The sequence below is a fragment of the Paraburkholderia fungorum genome (genome assembly GCF_046027215.1).
Lineage (GTDB): Bacteria > Pseudomonadota > Gammaproteobacteria > Burkholderiales > Burkholderiaceae > Paraburkholderia > Paraburkholderia fungorum_D.
Map to the genome: position 1 here is coordinate 4257416 of NZ_JAQQEN010000001.1, position 15970 is coordinate 4273385.

The following is a 15970-nucleotide window of genomic DNA, read 5'->3' on the forward strand; positions in this document are numbered from 1 at the left end:
AACTCCTTGAGTCCTGGTCAGCCGCTTAGCTGATGACCTTAACGAGGTACGAAACCTTGTTGATCATGCCGCGCACAGCCGGCGTGTCCTGCAACTCGCTAACCGAGTTGAGTCGGCGCAGGCCCAAGCCACGCACCGTTGCACGGTGCGTTTCACGGGTGCCGATCAGGCTCTTGACGAGCTGGACCTTGACAGTTTTATCAGACATGGTGTCCACCTTAGCCCAGAATATCTTCGACGGACTTGCCGCGCTTCGCCGCGATATCACCCGGCGTCGACTGCTTACGCAGACCGTCGAGCGTTGCACGAACGAGGTTATACGGGTTCGTCGAACCGTGGCTCTTGGCCACAACGTTCTGCACGCCCATCACGTCGAACACTGCGCGCATCGGGCCGCCAGCGATCACACCGGTACCGTCTTTCGCCGGAGCGAGGAGGACCATCGATGCGCCATGCTTACCGTGCACTTCGTGTTGCAGGGTACCGTTCTTAAGCGGCACCTTGAACATGTTGCGGCGAGCCTGTTCCATCGCCTTCTGAACAGCGACCGGCACTTCCTTCGCCTTGCCCTTGCCCATACCGACGCGGCCATCACCGTCACCAACCACGGTCAGTGCGGCAAAACCGAGAATCCGGCCGCCCTTCACAACCTTGGTCACGCGGTTGACCGAAATCATCTTTTCGCGCAGGCCGTCGTCGCGTTCGTCAGCCTGAACTTTCGCTTGCATCTTTGCCATGACGAATTCTTCCCTTAGAACTTGAGTCCGGCTTCGCGCGCCGCATCAGCCAGCGCTTTCACGCGGCCGTGGTAACGGAAACCCGAACGGTCGAAGGCGACGGATTCGATGCCGGCAGCCTTAGCCTTTTCTGCAATGCGCTTACCGATCAGGGTCGCAGCAGCGACGTTTCCGCCCTTGCCCGTCTGATCAGCCAGTTGCGCACGCACTTCGGCTTCGAGCGTCGACGCGCTGGCAAGCACCTTGGTGCCGCACGGCGAGAACACTTGCGCATAGATGTGCGTGTTCGTGCGATGCACGGCGAGACGCGCGACCTGCAGCTCAGCGATCTTGATACGCGTCTGACGAGCGCGGCGCAGGCGAGATTGAGTCTTATCCATGATTGCGCACCCTTACTTCTTCTTCGTTTCTTTGAGGATCACAACCTCATTGGCGTAACGCACACCCTTGCCCTTGTAGGGCTCCGGCGGGCGATAGCCGCGCACTTCTGCAGCGACTTGGCCAACTTGTTGCTTATTGATCCCCTTGATCACGATTTCGGTTTGCGTCGGGGTTTCAGCCTTGACGCCTTCCGGCATCTGGTGCACCACGGGGTGCGAGAAACCCAGCGACAGGTTCAGCTTGTCGCCTTGCGCCTGTGCGCGGTAACCGACGCCAACCAGCGTCAGCTTGCGCTCGAAACCCTTCGTCACGCCGTTCACCATGTTCGCAACCAGTGCGCGCATCGTGCCCGACATCGCATTCGCTTCGCGGCTTTCGTCAACCGGCTCGAACTTCAGCGTGCCGTTGTCGTTCACCACCTTCACGAGGCTGTTTGCAGCCTGCGAAATCGTACCCAGCGGGCCCTTGACGGTAATGCGTTCGTCGCTCAGGGCCACTTCTGCGCCTTGCAGCGCGATCGGGCTTTTACCTACTCGAGACATGTTTCTCTCCTTTCGGCCTTAAGCGACGTAGCAGATGACTTCGCCGCCAACGCCCGTTGCACGCGCCTTGCGGTCCGTCATCACGCCCTTCGGCGTCGACACGATTGCCACGCCGAGGCCATTCATGACCACGGGGATGTCGTTACGGCCGCGGTACACACGCAGACCAGGCTTCGAAACGCGTTCAATGCGCTCGATCACCGGACGGCCAGCGTAGTACTTCAACACGATGTTCAATTCAGACTTCGCACCTTCGGACTTCACTGCGAAATCATCGATATAGCCTTCGTCCTTCAGGACCTGCGCAATCGCAACCTTGACTTTCGACGAGGGCATTGTCACCGAAACTTTCTCAACCATCTGCGCATTGCGGATGCGAGTCAGCATATCGGCGATAGGATCACTCATGCTCATTTACGTTTCTCCTATTACCAGCTCGCCTTGGTCAGGCCAGGGATCTCGCCGCGGAACGCGATTTCGCGAATCTTGTTACGCGCCAGCCCGAATTTACGGAACGTGCCACGCGGGCGACCGGTAATTGCACAACGATTGCGCTTACGGGTCGGGTTAGAGTTGCGCGGCAGTTGTTGCAGTTCCAGACGTGCTGCGTAATGCTCTTCGTCCGACTTGCTCATATCGCCAATGATCGCTTTCAGCTCAGCACGCTTGGGAGCGTACTTAGCGGCCAGGCGAGCACGCTTCTTTTCACGTTCGATCAGTGCCAGTTTAGCCACGGTAACCTCAGTTTCTGAACGGGAACTTGAAGCTGGCGAGCAGAGCCTTTGCTTCGTCGTCGGTCTTCGCAGTCGTCGTGATGCTGATGTTCAGCCCACGCAGTGCGTCGATCTTGTCGTAGTCGATTTCGGGGAAAATGATCTGCTCTTTCACACCGATGTTGTAGTTGCCGCGACCATCGAACGCACGACCCGACACGCCACGGAAGTCACGCACACGGGGGAGCGCGACCGTCACGAAACGGTCCAGAAATTCGTACATTGCCTGACCACGCAACGTGACCATTGCACCGATCGGATAGCCCTGACGGATCTTGAAGCCAGCGATTGCCTTGCGTGCCTTCGTGATCACCGGCTTCTGGCCTGCGATCTTCGTCAGGTCGCCAACGGCGTTTTCGATGATCTTCTTGTCAGCAACCGCTTCGCCAAGGCCCATGTTCAGGGTGATCTTGGTGATGCGCGGCACTTCCATCACGGACTTGTAACCGAACTTCTCGATGAGGCCGGGTACAACCTTTTCTTTGTAAAACTCTTGCAAACGAGCCATTTTTTTACTCCGCAGCGTCAGGCGCTCAGCTCGGCACCGGTCGTCTTAAGGAAACGGACTTTCTTGTCTCCTTCGACCTTGATGCCTACACGCGACGCCTTGCCATTCGCGTCGACCAATGCGACGTTCGAAATTTGCAGCGGCATCGTCTTGGCTTCAACACCGCCCGTCGTACCCTTCATCGGGTTCGGCTTGACGTGTTTCTTGACGAGGTTAATGCCCTCGACAATCACTTTGCCTTCGCCAACGGACAGCACGACGCCGCGCTTGCCTTTATCTTTGCCGGTGATGACGATAACTTCGTCACCTTTGCGAATCTTGTTCATCGCGACTCCTTACAGCACTTCCGGTGCCAACGAAACGATCTTCATGAATCGTTCGCTGCGCAACTCGCGCGTGACAGGCCCGAAAATACGGGTGCCAATAGGTTCGAGCTTGGCATTTAACAACACTGCAGCATTGCCATCGAACTTGATCAGCGAGCCGTCTTGACGGCGCACGCCCTTGGCGGTACGAACCACCACGGCGTTATAAATTTCGCCTTTCTTCACGCGCCCGCGCGGCGTTGCTTCTTTGACGGTCACCTTGATGATGTCGCCAATGCTGGCATAACGACGCTTCGAGCCGCCGAGAACCTTGATGCACATGACTTCACGCGCACCGGTGTTGTCGGCCACTTCAAGCCGAGTTTCGGTCTGGATCATGGTTTATCTATCCCAACTTAATCCGGTCACACCACCATGGCGTACCCGGTCAGTCTTGGTCCCGTCAGCCAATCGGCTGCTTGGGTATGAACAGCAGCGACGGCAAACGAAACCCGCCATCGCAATCCGGTGAATCCTTCGGAACAGACTGGCGCCTGAACCGCTTCCCCCACCAACTTCGCCCGCGACGGGGCTCCCATAAAAGAGGGAAGACCGAGATTATAACAAATAATCTCGGTCTTGCAAGCGAAACCTACTGCGATTTCAATTACTTCTACAACTTTGCGGCGTCAGATGACGCGAGCAGCCTCGACCAGGCGAGCAACAACCCAAGCTTTCGTCTTCGAAATCGGACGCGTTTCCTGGATTTCAACGAGGTCACCCTCGTTGTACGTGTTCGCATCGTCGTGCGCGTGATACTTCTTCGAACGCACAACGTACTTGCCGTAGATCGGGTGCTTCACGCGGTGCTCGACCAGCACGGTGACCGTCTTGTCCATCTTGTTGCTGACGACCTTGCCGACCAGCGTCCGCTTGAGCGAGGTTTTTACGCTATCGTTCATTTCTGGTTCGCCTTCTCAGTCAGGACGGTCCGCACACGCGCGATGTCGCGACGAACCTTCTTCAGCTGGCTCGTGTTCGTGAGCTGCTGGGTCGCGAGTTGCATGCGCAGGCCGAATTGCGCCTTCAACAGGTCCGACAGCTCCTTGTTGAGCGCGGCCTGATCTTTCTGGTGAAGTTCGGAAGCCTTCATCATTTGCTCCTTAGGCGCCGAGCTGACGCACGATAAACGTCGTCTTGAGCGGCAGCTTAGCTGCAGCCAGACGGAACGCTTCGCGTGCCAGCTCTTCGGTTACGCCGTCCATTTCGTACAGCATCTTGCCCGGTTGAATCTCTGCGACGTAGTACTCAGGGTTACCTTTACCGTTACCCATCCGTACTTCAGCCGGCTTGTGCGAGATCGGCTTGTCCGGGAAGATGCGGATCCAGATGCGGCCACCACGCTTGATGTGACGCGTCATTGCACGACGTGCCGCTTCAATCTGGCGCGCGGTCAGACGACCACGACCGATAGCCTTCAGGCCGAACTCACCGAACGACACCGCGTTGCCGCGGGTAGCGATACCGGTGTTACGACCCTTCTGCTCTTTGCGATACTTTCTGCGTTTCGGTTGCAGCATCGTTATTCTCCAGTCTTCCCGTCGCCGCCGGCACCGCCAGCACGACGAGGAGCGCCACGGCGTGCACCTGCCGGGCCACCACCTTCACCATCGCGACGCGGACGGCGATCGCCACCCGGACGTGCGTTGCGGCGCGGACGCTTTTCTTCAGCGGCTTCTTCAACCACCGGTGCGTCGTTGCGGCCGAGCGTGTCGCCCTTATAGACCCACACCTTCACGCCGATGATGCCGTACGTCGTCTTCGCTTCCGACGTTGCGTAGTCGATATCAGCACGCAGCGTATGAAGGGGCACGCGACCTTCGCGATACCATTCCGTACGAGCGATTTCGATACCGTTCAGGCGGCCAGCGCTCATGATCTTGATGCCTTGAGCACCCAGACGCATTGCGTTTTGCATCGCACGCTTCATCGCGCGGCGGAACATAATCCGGCGCTCGAGTTGTTGCGTGATCGAGTCCGCGATCAGTTGCGCATCGGTTTCCGGCTTGCGGATTTCTTCGATGTTGACGTGGACCGGAACGCCCATACGGCGTTGCAGTTCCGACTTCAGCAGCTCGATATCCTCGCCCTTCTTACCGATAACCACACCCGGACGCGAGCTATAAATCGTGATGCGCGCGTTTTTCGCCGGACGCTCGATAACGACGCGACCAACCGAAGCGTTTTTCAGCTTCTTCTTCAGGTATTCACGAACACCGATGTCTTCCTGCAACATCGCCGCGAAATTGTTGTTGTTCGCGTACCAACGCGACGCCCAATTGCGGCTGACGGCCAAACGGAAGCCAGTCGGATGAATTTTCTGTCCCATCGTATGACCCCTTAATTCCCGACCGTCACAGTGATGTGACAGGATTGCTTCTCGATGCGGTTACCACGGCCTTTAGCGCGCGCGGTAAAACGCTTGAGCGAGGCAGCCTTGTCGACCATGATGCTCGTTACCTTGAGCTCGTCGATATCGGCGCCTTCGTTATGCTCCGCATTCGCGATCGCCGACAGCACGACCTTTTTCACGATTCCCGCAGCCTTCTTCGGCGAGAACGTCAGAACGTTCAACGCCTTGTCGACCGGCAAACCGCGGATCTGGTCAGCCACAAGGCGCGTTTTCTGCGCCGAGATGCGGGCACCGCGATGAATTGCTTTCACTTCCATCATGAGCCCCTTATTTCTTAGCCTTCTTGTCGGCTGCGTGACCCTTGAACGTCCGGGTCAATGCAAACTCGCCAAGCTTGTGGCCGACCATGTTTTCCGAGATGTACACCGGGACGTGTTGACGGCCGTTATGCACAGCAATCGTCAGACCGATGAAATCCGGCAGAATTGTCGAACGACGCGACCAGGTTTTGATCGGCTTCTTGTCACGCGCAGCGGCTGCCGACTCAACTTTCTTCAGCAAATGGGCGTCGCAGAACGGACCTTTTTTTACAGAACGTGCCATTGCCTACTCCTTAACGCTTGTGACGGCGCTGGACGATCATGCTCGTCGTGCGCTTGTTGCTGCGGGTGCGATAACCCTTAGCAGGCGTGCCCCACGGGCTCACCGGATCGCGACCTGCAGCCGTCTTGCCTTCACCACCGCCGTGCGGGTGATCGACCGGGTTCATTGCAACGCCACGCACCGTCGGGCGGATACCGCGCCAGCGATTCGCGCCAGCCTTACCGATTTGACGGAGGCTATGCTCTTCGTTGCCAACTTCACCAATCGTCGCGCGGCATTCAACGTGAACGCGGCGGATTTCACCCGAGCGCAGGCGGACCTGTGCGTAGATGCCTTCACGAGCCAGCAACATCGCCGACGTACCAGCCGAACGCGCCATTTGCGCGCCCTTGCCCGGCAGCATTTCGATGCAGTGGATCGTCGTACCGACCGGAATGTTGCGAATCGGCAGCGCGTTACCTGCGCGGATCGGAGCTTCCGAACCCGACATTAGTTGCTGGCCAACCGTCACACCCTTCGGAGCGATGATGTACTTGCGCTCGCCGTCTGCGTACAGAACCAGCGCGATGTTCGCGCTACGGTTCGGATCGTACTCAAGACGTTCGACCTTAGCCGCAATGCCGTCCTTGTTGCGACGGAAATCGACGACACGGTAATGATGCTTGTGACCACCACCCTTATGACGCGTGGTGATGTGGCCGTTGTTGTTACGGCCGGCGGTCGAGGATTGCGAATCGAGCAGCGGTGCGAACGGCTTGCCCTTATGCAGATCCTTGTTGACCACCTTGACCATCGCACGGCGACCCGGCGAAGTCGGCTTAACTTTAACGATTGCCATGATTACTTGGCCTCCGCTTCAAAGTTGATTTCCTGGCCGGGCTTCAGGCAGACGTACGCCTTCTTCACGTCCTTGCGCTTGCCCATGAAGCGACCAAAGCGCTTGGCTTTGCCCTTCGAGACCAGCACGTTGACGGAATTGACTTCCACCTTGAACAGCAGCTCGACTGCAGCTTTCACTTCCTGCTTCGTGGCATCGGGCGCGACTTCGAACACAACTTGCTCGTTCTTGTCGGCCACCAGCGTCGCCTTTTCGGAGATCACCGGCGCGAGCAGGACCTGCATCAAACGATGATCGTTCTTGCGAATCTCGCTCATGACAGCAACTCCTCGATCTGGGCGACCGCAGCCTTCGTGATCAGGATCTTCTTGAAGTAGATCAGCGACAGCGGGTCGGCGTAACGCGGTTCGACAACTGCCACATGGGCGAGGTTGCGCGACGCGAGGTACAGGTTTTCGTCAACCGTGTCGGTAATCACCAGCACGGAGTCGAGACCCATCGCCTTGAATTTTTCGGCCAGCAGCTTAGTCTTCGGCGCTTCGAGCGTCAGCTCGTCGACCACCGAGATGCGGCCTTCGCGGGCCAGCTGCGAGAAGATCGAGCAGAGACCTGCGCGATGCATCTTCTTGTTAACCTTGTGCGAAAAGTTTTCTTCCGGCGAATTCGGGAAGATCCGGCCACCGCCGCGCCACAACGGGCTCGACGACATACCGGCACGGGCGCGGCCCGTACCCTTCTGGCGCCACGGCTTCTTGGTCGTGTGCTTGACTTGCTCACGGTCCTTCTGCGCGCGGTTACCGCTACGGGCATTCGCTTGATACGCCACTACCACTTGGTGAATCAGGGCTTCGTTGTAATCGCGGCCGAACACGACGTCCGACGCGCTAACGCCTGCACCTTCCTGACCATTGGCATTCAGGAGCTTAAGTTCCATTATTTCGCTCCTTTCACGGCACGCGTCTTCACGGCCGGCGTAACGAATACCTTGCCACCCTTCGCACCCGGAACGGCGCCCTTGACCAGCAACAGCTTGCGGTCAGCGTCGATACGAGCGATTTCGAGGTTTTGCACGGTTACCGTATCGTCACCCATGTGACCGGTCATGCGCTTACCCGGGAAAACACGACCCGGATCCTGCGCCATACCGATCGAGCCCGGCACGTTGTGCGAGCGCGAGTTACCATGCGATGCACGGCCGGATGCGAAGTTGTAACGCTTGATGGTACCGGCGTAGCCCTTACCGATCGACACGCCTTGCACGTCGACCTTCTGGCCTACTTCGAACAGATCCGGACCGACCACGGTGCCGTTCGACAACTCGGCAGCCTTGGCAGCATCGATCTGGAATTCTTTGAGGATTTCACCGGCTTGAACACCGGCTTTGGCGAGATGACCGGCCAACGGCTTCGTCACACGCGATGCACGGCGCGTACCGAATGCAACCTGCACGGCTGTGTAGCCGTCGGTTTCAACAGTCTTGATCTGCGTCACGCGGTTGTCGGACACGTCCAGCACGGTAACGGGAATCGAATCCCCTTCTGCCGTGAAGATACGGGTCATGCCAACCTTGCGACCTACGAGTCCAAGGCTCATCGTTTTCTCCATTCCCAACTGCGATTGGTCGGGGCTAATTTACAAAATGCCGGTGCCGTTTCAGGCATGAATTCATGCTGCAGCACACCGACTTTTTTGCGCCAATGCGCGAAAAGCCTTGCATTATAGCGAGGCTTTTCGTTTTTCGCAAGCAATCAATGACTTAGCGTTGCCCGACACTTCGGACAACCTCTGGAAGCCTTATTGCAGCTTGATTTCCACGTCCACGCCAGCCGGCAAGTCCAGCTTCATCAGTGCGTCAACGGTCTTGTCCGTCGGATCGACGATGTCCATCAGGCGTTGGTGCGTACGGATTTCGAGTTGATCGCGCGACGTCTTGTTGACGTGCGGCGAACGCAGGATGTCGAAACGTTGGATGCGGGTCGGCAGGGGCACCGGACCACGAACGATTGCGCCAGTCCGCTTTGCCGTGTCGACGATTTCAGCTGCCGATTGGTCGATCAGGCGATAGTCGAAAGCCTTCAGGCGAATGCGGATTTTCTGGTTCTGCATGACAATTCCTTGGAAAGAACGAGGCGGTATTGCGCCGCCAGATAGTAAAAGAACGTAGAGCCGGGCACCTGCTGAGTGCCAGTGCCCGGCCCCGGGCACTACTTACTGCGACTTCAATCCTCGATTTTACTCGAGAATCTTGGCAACCACACCTGCGCCGACGGTACGGCCGCCTTCGCGGATTGCAAAACGCAGACCTTCTTCCATCGCGATCGGGTTGATCAGCTTCACCGTGATCGACACGTTGTCGCCCGGCATGACCATTTCCTTGTCCTTCGGCAACTCGATCGAGCCCGTCACGTCCGTCGTACGGAAGTAGAACTGCGGACGATAGTTGTTGAAGAACGGCGTGTGGCGGCCGCCTTCGTCCTTGCTCAGCACGTACACTTCAGCCGTGAAGTGCGTGTGCGGGTTGATCGAACCCGGCTTCGCCAGAACCTGGCCGCGCTCCACGTCTTCACGCTTCGTGCCGCGCAGCAGGATACCCACGTTGTCGCCTGCCTGACCCTGGTCGAGCAGCTTGCGGAACATTTCCACGCCCGTGCAGGTCGTCTTCACCGTCGGCTTGATACCCACGATTTCGATTTCTTCGCCGACCTTCACGATGCCGCGCTCAACGCGACCCGTCACCACCGTGCCACGACCCGAGATCGAGAACACGTCTTCCACCGGCATCAGGAACGCACCGTCAACTGCGCGCTCCGGCGTCGGGATGTACGTGTCCAGCGCGTCGGCCAGATTCATGATCGCCACTTCGCCCAGCTCGCCTGCGTCGCCTTCCAGCGCCAGCTTGGCCGAACCCTTGATGATCGGCGTGTCGTCGCCCGGGAAGTCGTACTTCGACAGAAGTTCGCGAACTTCCATCTCGACCAGCTCCAGCAGCTCAGCGTCGTCCACCATGTCGCACTTGTTCAGGAACACGATGATGTACGGAACGCCAACCTGACGCGCCAGCAGGATGTGCTCACGCGTTTGCGGCATCGGGCCGTCTGCTGCCGAGCACACCAGGATCGCGCCGTCCATCTGCGCTGCGCCCGTGATCATGTTCTTCACATAGTCAGCGTGGCCCGGGCAGTCCACGTGTGCGTAGTGGCGGTTAGCCGTTTCGTACTCGACGTGCGCCGTGTTGATCGTGATGCCGCGCGCCTTTTCTTCCGGCGCCGCGTCGATCTGGTCGTATGCCTTTGCTTCGCCGCCAAACTTCTTGGTCAGCACCGTCGTGATCGCTGCCGTCAGCGTGGTCTTGCCGTGGTCAACGTGACCGATCGTGCCGACGTTCACGTGCGGCTTGGTCCGTTCGAATTTACCTTTAGCCATGTTTCTCTTCTTTCAATAAGTTAATCGTTGAATGACTTTGCCGCGCGCTTACTTCGACTTCGCGTTGATGATCGCTTCAGACACGTTGCGCGGTGCTTCGGAGTAGTGCTTGAACTCCATCGTGTACGTTGCACGACCTTGGCTCAGCGAACGCAGCGACGTCGAGTAGCCGAACATTTCCGACAGCGGGACTTCGGCGCGAACGATCTTGCCGCCACCAATCATGTCTTCCATGCCCTGAACAATACCGCGACGGCCCGACAGGTCGCCCATCACGTTGCCCATGTAGTCTTCCGGCGTTTCGACTTCAACAGCCATCATCGGTTCGAGGATGACCGGCTGAGCCTTGCGCATTGCTTCCTTGAACGCCATCGAACCGGCCATGCGGAACGCGTTTTCGTTCGAGTCAACATCGTGGTACGAACCGAACGTCAGGTGAACCTTCACGTCAACGACCGGGAAGCCCGCCAGCACGCCAGCCTTCAGCGTTTCCTGGATACCCTTGTCGACTGCCGGGATGTATTCACGCGGAATCACACCGCCCTTGATTTCGTCCAGGAATTCGTAGCCCTTGCCCTGCTCATTCGGCTCGAGCGTGATGACCGCGTGACCATACTGGCCGCGACCACCCGACTGCTTGACGAACTTACCGTCAACGTCTTCCGCCTTGCCGCGGATCGTTTCACGATACGCCACTTGCGGCTTGCCGACGGTTGCTTCGACGCCGAATTCACGCTTCATCCGGTCGACCAGAATTTCCAGGTGGAGCTCGCCCATACCCGAAATAATGGTTTGACCCGACTCTTCGTCCGTTTGAACGCGGAACGACGGATCTTCCTGAGCCAGACGGTTCAGAGCCAGACCCATCTTTTCCTGGTCGGGCTTCGTCTTCGGCTCAACAGCCTGCGAAATCACCGGTTCCGGGAAAATCATGCGTTCGAGCACGATCGGGTGCAGCGGATCGCACAACGTGTCGCCCGTGGTCGCGTCTTTCAGGCCAACGGCAGCAGCGATGTCGCCTGCGTGCACTTCCTTGATTTCTTCACGCTGGTTTGCGTGCATCAGCAGAATACGACCGAGACGTTCCTTCTTGTCCTTGGTCGCGTTCAGCAGCGTGTCGCCCGACTTCGTCGTACCCGAGTACACACGGAAGAAGATCAGTTGGCCGACAAACGGGTCGGTCATGATCTTGAATGCGAGGGACGAGAACTTCTCGTCGTCAGCCGCACGGCGCTCAGCCTTTTCTCCGTTTTCGAGTTCACCCGTAACCGGCGGAATGTCGATCGGCGACGGCAGGAAGTCGAGCACAGCGTCCAGCATGCGCTGCACGCCCTTGTTCTTGAATGCGGTGCCGCACAGCATCGGCTGGATTTCGCAAGCGATCGTACGGTCGCGCAGACCCTTGATGATTTCCGCTTCCGTCAGTTCGCCCGACTCGAGGTACTTGTTCATCAGGTCTTCGGTCGACTCAGCTGCAGCTTCGATCATCTTCTCGCGCCATTCGTTGCACGTGTCGACGAGTTCAGCCGGGATGTCTTCGTACGAAAACTTCGTACCTTGGGACGCCTCGTCCCAAATGATCGCTTTCATCTTCAGCAGATCGACCACGCCCGTGAACGTTTCTTCAGCACCGATAGGCACCACGACCGGAACCGGGTTTGCCTTCAGACGCAACTTGAGCTGGTCGTAGACCTTGAAGAAGTTCGCGCCGGTACGATCCATCTTGTTGATGAACGCGAGACGGGGAACCTTGTACTTGTTGGCCTGACGCCACACGGTTTCCGACTGCGGCTGCACGCCGCCCACTGCGCAGTACACCATGCATGCACCGTCGAGCACGCGCATCGAGCGCTCAACTTCAATCGTGAAGTCAACGTGGCCCGGGGTGTCGATGATGTTGATGCGATGCTCAGCGCGGTCGCCGGCCATGCCCTTCCAGAACGCCGTGGTAGCAGCGGACGTGATCGTGATGCCGCGTTCCTGCTCCTGCTCCATCCAGTCCATGGTTGCAGCGCCGTCGTGAACTTCACCAATCTTGTGATTCACGCCGGTGTAGAACAGGATGCGCTCGGTCGTCGTCGTTTTGCCGGCGTCGATGTGAGCGCTGATACCGATGTTACGGTAGCGCTCGATAGGTGTCTTGCGAGCCACTTTGATCCTCTATTGGGATAACGCGATGCGAGAAATACCCATCGCGCTGTAACACAAACGGGCGAGGCGCTTTGTAAGCGCACCCGCCCGGAATTTCTTTCCGCTTTTTCTGCTAAACCCGGGTTCGGGAAGCTTAGAAACGGAAGTGCGAGAACGCCTTGTTGGCTTCTGCCATCCGGTGAACTTCATCGCGCTTCTTCATCGCACCGCCACGGCCTTCGGCCGCTTCGGAGAGTTCACCTGCCAGACGCAGGGCCATCGACTTCTCGCTGCGCTTCTTCGCGGCTTCACGCAACCAACGCATCGCCAATGCCATACGACGCGACGGACGCACTTCGACCGGAACCTGATAGTTCGCACCACCAACGCGGCGGCTCTTAACTTCGACCACCGGCTTGACGTTGTTGAGCGCTACCGTGAACACTTCCAGCGGGTCCTTGCCACCCTTGGTCTGGATCTGTTCGAAAGCGCCGTACACGATACGCTCAGCAACCGACTTCTTGCCGGAGAGCATCAGTACGTTCATGAACTTGGCTACATCTACGTTACCGAACTTCGGATCCGGCAACACTTCCCGCTTGGGGACTTCGCGACGACGCGGCATGTTTCTTCCTTTACTTTTTCAGTTGGAGCTGTTTTCAGCCCCGCGGTCACCAACTAACCCGATTCATCTCTAACGACTTACCAGCCTGGTCGGGTGACCACTTACTCGACAGCGCCGGCGATTCCGGCACCACCGCTATTACCGCCTTTGCAGGCGACCTGAAATACTTCACCGGCTAATTACTTGCCAGCTTATTTGCCTGCTTTTGCACGCTTCGCACCGTACTTCGAGCGAGCCTGCTTGCGATCCTTGACGCCCTGGGTATCCAGCGAACCACGAACCATGTGGTAACGCACACCCGGCAAGTCCTTAACACGGCCGCCGCGAATCAGCACGACCGAGTGTTCCTGCAGGTTGTGGCCTTCACCACCGATGTACGAAATAACTTCGAAGCCGTTCGTCAGACGAACCTTGGCAACCTTACGCAGTGCCGAGTTAGGCTTCTTCGGCGTCGTGGTGTACACACGGGTGCACACGCCGCGACGCTGGGGGCAGTCCTGCAAAGCCGGGCTCTTGCTCTTCGTCGTTTCCGACGCGCGGCCTTTGCGAACCAGTTGATTGATGGTTGGCATTGTTTATTCCTGAAATTGAACAAAATCGACGCATCTGTTTCCGGGCAAAGCAGAAACGATTGCGCATCGAACTTCCGGACCGGGGTGTCAGCGCACGAATTGACTTCGCACACAGGCATTCCAAGAACCGGAACCTAGCATAATATTCCGAAAATGCTAAGAGAGTCAACAGGTTGCGACGTTTCGCACGCCTGCCGACCGCTGGAGCCGCTCAATCGGCAGCGACGACTTCCAGCAACTCGTCGCCAAAACGGTCAAGTTTGCGTGCTCCCATACCAGGAATGCCGCGCAAATCTTCAATCGAATCGGGGCCATTGCGGGCGATTTCCGCCAGAGTGGCGTCGTGGAAGATGACGTAGGCCGGCACGCCATCGCTTTTCGCCGTCTCGGTTCGCCAGGCACGTAGGCGGTCCCAGCGAGCACGCTCGCGCGGGCCCATGCCGATTGTCGGGTCAGCGCGCTCACTCGTACGCCCGGACGACTGACGGGTGCGCGTGGGTTTCACATAGCGGCGCATCGTGACGTTCTGCTCGCTTTTCAGCACGCCTTTGGCCGCCGCGGTAAGCATGAGCGAACCGTATCCCTCGTGGTCTACCGTCAGATAGCCAAACGCGACGAGTTGACGGAATACCGCGCGCCATTCCGGCTCGCCGAGTGCCGCGCCGATGCCGAAAGTGGTCAGCTTTTCGTGACCGCGCTGCATGACCTTCTCGCTGCGGTTGCCGCGCAGGATGTCGATCAAGTGGCCGGCGCCGAAGTTGAATCCGCTCGCCCGCTGTGCACGGAACACGCAGGACAGCGCCATTTGCGCTTCGCGCGTCGCGTCCCATGTGGCTGGCGGTTCGAGACAGTTGTCGCAATTGCCGCACGGTTTGCTCGTTTCACCGAAGTACGCGAGCAATCGAACCCGGCGACAGGTGGCCGCTTCGCACAAGCCGAGCAACGCGTCGAGCTTGCCGGTCTGCACGCGTTTATGCGCGTCGTCGGCATCCGACTCCTCGATCATTTTCCGCTGCTGCACGACGTCGCCAAGACCGTATGCCATCCATGCATTGGCTGGCATGCCGTCGCGGCCCGCTCGCCCCGTTTCCTGGTAATACCCTTCCACGCTCTTCGGCAAATCCAGGTGCGCCACAAAACGTACGTCCGGCTTGTCGATACCCATACCGAACGCGATCGTCGCGCACATCACGATGCCTTCTTCGCGCTGAAACATCTCCTGATGTTTCTGGCGGATTTCGAACTCCATGCCGGCGTGATACGGCAAAGCACGCATGCCCTTCTCTTTCAGCCACTCCGCTGTTTCTTCGACCTTGCGGCGCGACAGGCAATAAACCACGCCAGCGTCGGTCGTGCCGTCTGGCTTCGAGTGTTCGGCTCGAATGAAGTCGAGCAGTTGCGTGCGCGCGTTGTCTTTTTCTACGATCCGGTAGCGGATGTTCGGCCGATCGAAACTCGACACGAAGATGCGTGCGTCGTCCAACGCCAGGCGGTGGATGATCTCATCACGCGTGATCGCATCCGCGGTGGCGGTGAGCGCAATGCGCGGCACGTTCGGGAAGCGTTCGTGCAACACCGACAACTGGATATATTCAGGCCGAAAGTCATGGCCCCATTGCGACACGCAATGCGCCTCGTCGATTGCGAACAAGCCGATGCGGGTGCGCTCGAGCAATTCCTGGAAACGCGGTGTCATCAGCCGTTCCGGCGCTACATACAGCAGATCGATCTCACCCTCGCGCAACGCTCGCTCAGTGGCCATCGCTTCTGCACTCGACAACGTCGAATTCAGGTAAGCGGCACGCACGCCGACTTCTGTTAGCGCGGCAACCTGGTCTTGCATCAAGGCGATCAGCGGGGACACCACGATCCCGGCTCCGCAGCCCGCTTCGCGCCGCACCAGCGACGGAATCTGATAACACAGCGACTTGCCGCCGCCGGTCGGCATCAGCACGAGGCAATCGCCGCCGCTGGCGACGTGCTCGACAATTTCGCCCTGCTGTCCTCTGAACGCGGGGTAGCCGAAGACTTCGTTGAGGATTTCGAGCGGACGGGACATGAGTTCGAGAGAAGCAGCGTGATGCCGGTGACACGAATTTTACCAACGCATTCGTGCTGCG

Annotated in this window: 25 protein-coding genes; all 25 read right to left on the bottom strand. The window is 58.4% G+C overall.

Annotated features, from left to right (window positions below):
- Nucleotides 1-25: 25 nt before the first annotated feature.
- The 25 genes from rpmD to recQ all read right to left on the bottom strand — a co-directional run bounded on the left by rpmD (nt 26) and on the right by recQ (nt 15909).
- A complete protein-coding gene (rpmD, locus tag PQR27_RS19110) occupies nt 26-208 on the bottom strand; it encodes a 50S ribosomal protein L30 (protein WP_007180126.1) in 183 nt (60 codons plus the stop codon).
- A gap of 10 nt (nt 209-218) precedes the next feature.
- The gene (rpsE, locus tag PQR27_RS19115) at nt 219-737 is read right to left on the bottom strand and encodes a 30S ribosomal protein S5 (protein WP_006052219.1); all 519 of its coding nucleotides are present in this window, start codon (nt 735-737) and stop codon (nt 219-221) included.
- Between the two features lie 14 nt (nt 738-751).
- The gene (gene rplR / locus PQR27_RS19120; protein WP_006052218.1) at nt 752-1117 is read right to left on the bottom strand and encodes a 50S ribosomal protein L18; all 366 of its coding nucleotides are present in this window, start codon (nt 1115-1117) and stop codon (nt 752-754) included.
- Between the two features lie 12 nt (nt 1118-1129).
- A complete protein-coding gene (gene rplF / locus PQR27_RS19125) occupies nt 1130-1660 on the bottom strand; it encodes a 50S ribosomal protein L6 (protein ID WP_028199570.1) in 531 nt (176 codons plus the stop codon).
- Nucleotides 1661-1678: 18 nt separating this feature from the next.
- Nucleotides 1679-2074, bottom strand: a complete 396-nt coding sequence (gene rpsH / locus PQR27_RS19130) for a 30S ribosomal protein S8 (protein ID WP_006052216.1) — start codon at nt 2072-2074, stop codon at nt 1679-1681.
- A 14-nt stretch (nt 2075-2088) separates the two neighbouring features.
- Nucleotides 2089-2394: a 30S ribosomal protein S14 gene (gene rpsN / locus PQR27_RS19135; RefSeq protein WP_006052215.1), complete on the bottom strand. Its 306-nt coding sequence runs from the start codon at nt 2392-2394 to the stop codon at nt 2089-2091.
- A gap of 7 nt (nt 2395-2401) precedes the next feature.
- On the bottom strand, nt 2402-2941 hold the full coding sequence (rplE, locus tag PQR27_RS19140) for a 50S ribosomal protein L5 (RefSeq protein ID WP_006052214.1): 540 nt from the start codon (nt 2939-2941) through the stop codon (nt 2402-2404).
- A 17-nt stretch (nt 2942-2958) separates the two neighbouring features.
- On the bottom strand, nt 2959-3267 hold the full coding sequence (gene rplX, locus PQR27_RS19145) for a 50S ribosomal protein L24 (protein WP_006052213.1): 309 nt from the start codon (nt 3265-3267) through the stop codon (nt 2959-2961).
- Nucleotides 3268-3276: 9 nt separating this feature from the next.
- Nucleotides 3277-3645, bottom strand: coding sequence for a 50S ribosomal protein L14 (gene rplN / locus PQR27_RS19150; RefSeq protein ID WP_006052212.1), 369 nt, complete (start codon nt 3643-3645; stop codon nt 3277-3279).
- 290 nt (nt 3646-3935) lie between these two features.
- Nucleotides 3936-4208: a 30S ribosomal protein S17 gene (gene rpsQ, locus PQR27_RS19155; RefSeq protein ID WP_007180129.1), complete on the bottom strand. Its 273-nt coding sequence runs from the start codon at nt 4206-4208 to the stop codon at nt 3936-3938.
- The gene (rpmC, locus tag PQR27_RS19160; protein WP_007180130.1) at nt 4205-4399 is read right to left on the bottom strand and encodes a 50S ribosomal protein L29; all 195 of its coding nucleotides are present in this window, start codon (nt 4397-4399) and stop codon (nt 4205-4207) included. The genes rpsQ and rpmC overlap by 4 nt, the downstream gene beginning before the upstream one ends.
- Before the next feature lie 10 nt (nt 4400-4409).
- Nucleotides 4410-4826, bottom strand: a complete 417-nt coding sequence (gene rplP, locus PQR27_RS19165) for a 50S ribosomal protein L16 (RefSeq protein WP_007180131.1) — start codon at nt 4824-4826, stop codon at nt 4410-4412.
- Between the two features lie 2 nt (nt 4827-4828).
- Entirely contained in the window at nt 4829-5635 is an 807-nt protein-coding gene (rpsC, locus tag PQR27_RS19170) for a 30S ribosomal protein S3 (protein WP_408525097.1), read from the bottom strand.
- 11 nt (nt 5636-5646) lie between these two features.
- Nucleotides 5647-5979, bottom strand: a complete 333-nt coding sequence (gene rplV, locus PQR27_RS19175) for a 50S ribosomal protein L22 (RefSeq protein WP_197070230.1) — start codon at nt 5977-5979, stop codon at nt 5647-5649.
- 7 nt (nt 5980-5986) lie between these two features.
- Nucleotides 5987-6262 (bottom strand): 30S ribosomal protein S19, encoded by a 276-nt coding sequence (gene rpsS / locus PQR27_RS19180; RefSeq protein ID WP_054036552.1) that lies wholly within the window; start codon nt 6260-6262, stop codon nt 5987-5989.
- A 10-nt stretch (nt 6263-6272) separates the two neighbouring features.
- On the bottom strand, nt 6273-7100 hold the full coding sequence (gene rplB, locus PQR27_RS19185) for a 50S ribosomal protein L2 (RefSeq protein ID WP_408525098.1): 828 nt from the start codon (nt 7098-7100) through the stop codon (nt 6273-6275).
- A 2-nt stretch (nt 7101-7102) separates the two neighbouring features.
- Nucleotides 7103-7417 carry a 50S ribosomal protein L23 gene (rplW, locus tag PQR27_RS19190; RefSeq protein WP_007180135.1) on the bottom strand — a complete coding sequence of 105 codons (315 nt, stop codon included), beginning with the start codon at nt 7415-7417 and terminating at the stop codon, nt 7103-7105.
- Nucleotides 7414-8034 carry a 50S ribosomal protein L4 gene (rplD, locus tag PQR27_RS19195; RefSeq protein WP_007180136.1) on the bottom strand — a complete coding sequence of 207 codons (621 nt, stop codon included), beginning with the start codon at nt 8032-8034 and terminating at the stop codon, nt 7414-7416. The genes rplW and rplD overlap by 4 nt, the downstream gene beginning before the upstream one ends.
- A complete protein-coding gene (gene rplC, locus PQR27_RS19200) occupies nt 8034-8693 on the bottom strand; it encodes a 50S ribosomal protein L3 (RefSeq protein WP_007180137.1) in 660 nt (219 codons plus the stop codon). Before rplC ends, rplD begins: the two co-directional genes overlap by 1 nt.
- 201 nt (nt 8694-8894) lie before the next feature.
- Nucleotides 8895-9206, bottom strand: coding sequence for a 30S ribosomal protein S10 (gene rpsJ, locus PQR27_RS19205; protein WP_006998489.1), 312 nt, complete (start codon nt 9204-9206; stop codon nt 8895-8897).
- 126 nt (nt 9207-9332) lie between these two features.
- Nucleotides 9333-10523: an elongation factor Tu gene (gene tuf, locus PQR27_RS19210; protein ID WP_074762375.1), complete on the bottom strand. Its 1191-nt coding sequence runs from the start codon at nt 10521-10523 to the stop codon at nt 9333-9335.
- Nucleotides 10524-10571: 48 nt separating this feature from the next.
- Nucleotides 10572-12674 (bottom strand): elongation factor G, encoded by a 2103-nt coding sequence (fusA, locus tag PQR27_RS19215; protein WP_408525099.1) that lies wholly within the window; start codon nt 12672-12674, stop codon nt 10572-10574.
- 133 nt (nt 12675-12807) lie between these two features.
- Nucleotides 12808-13278 (bottom strand): 30S ribosomal protein S7, encoded by a 471-nt coding sequence (rpsG, locus tag PQR27_RS19220; protein ID WP_006053291.1) that lies wholly within the window; start codon nt 13276-13278, stop codon nt 12808-12810.
- 191 nt (nt 13279-13469) lie between these two features.
- Entirely contained in the window at nt 13470-13850 is a 381-nt protein-coding gene (gene rpsL, locus PQR27_RS19225; RefSeq protein ID WP_006998493.1) for a 30S ribosomal protein S12, read from the bottom strand.
- A 211-nt stretch (nt 13851-14061) separates the two neighbouring features.
- Nucleotides 14062-15909, bottom strand: coding sequence for a DNA helicase RecQ (recQ, locus tag PQR27_RS19230; protein WP_408525100.1), 1848 nt, complete (start codon nt 15907-15909; stop codon nt 14062-14064).
- Nucleotides 15910-15970: the final 61 nt, after the last annotated feature.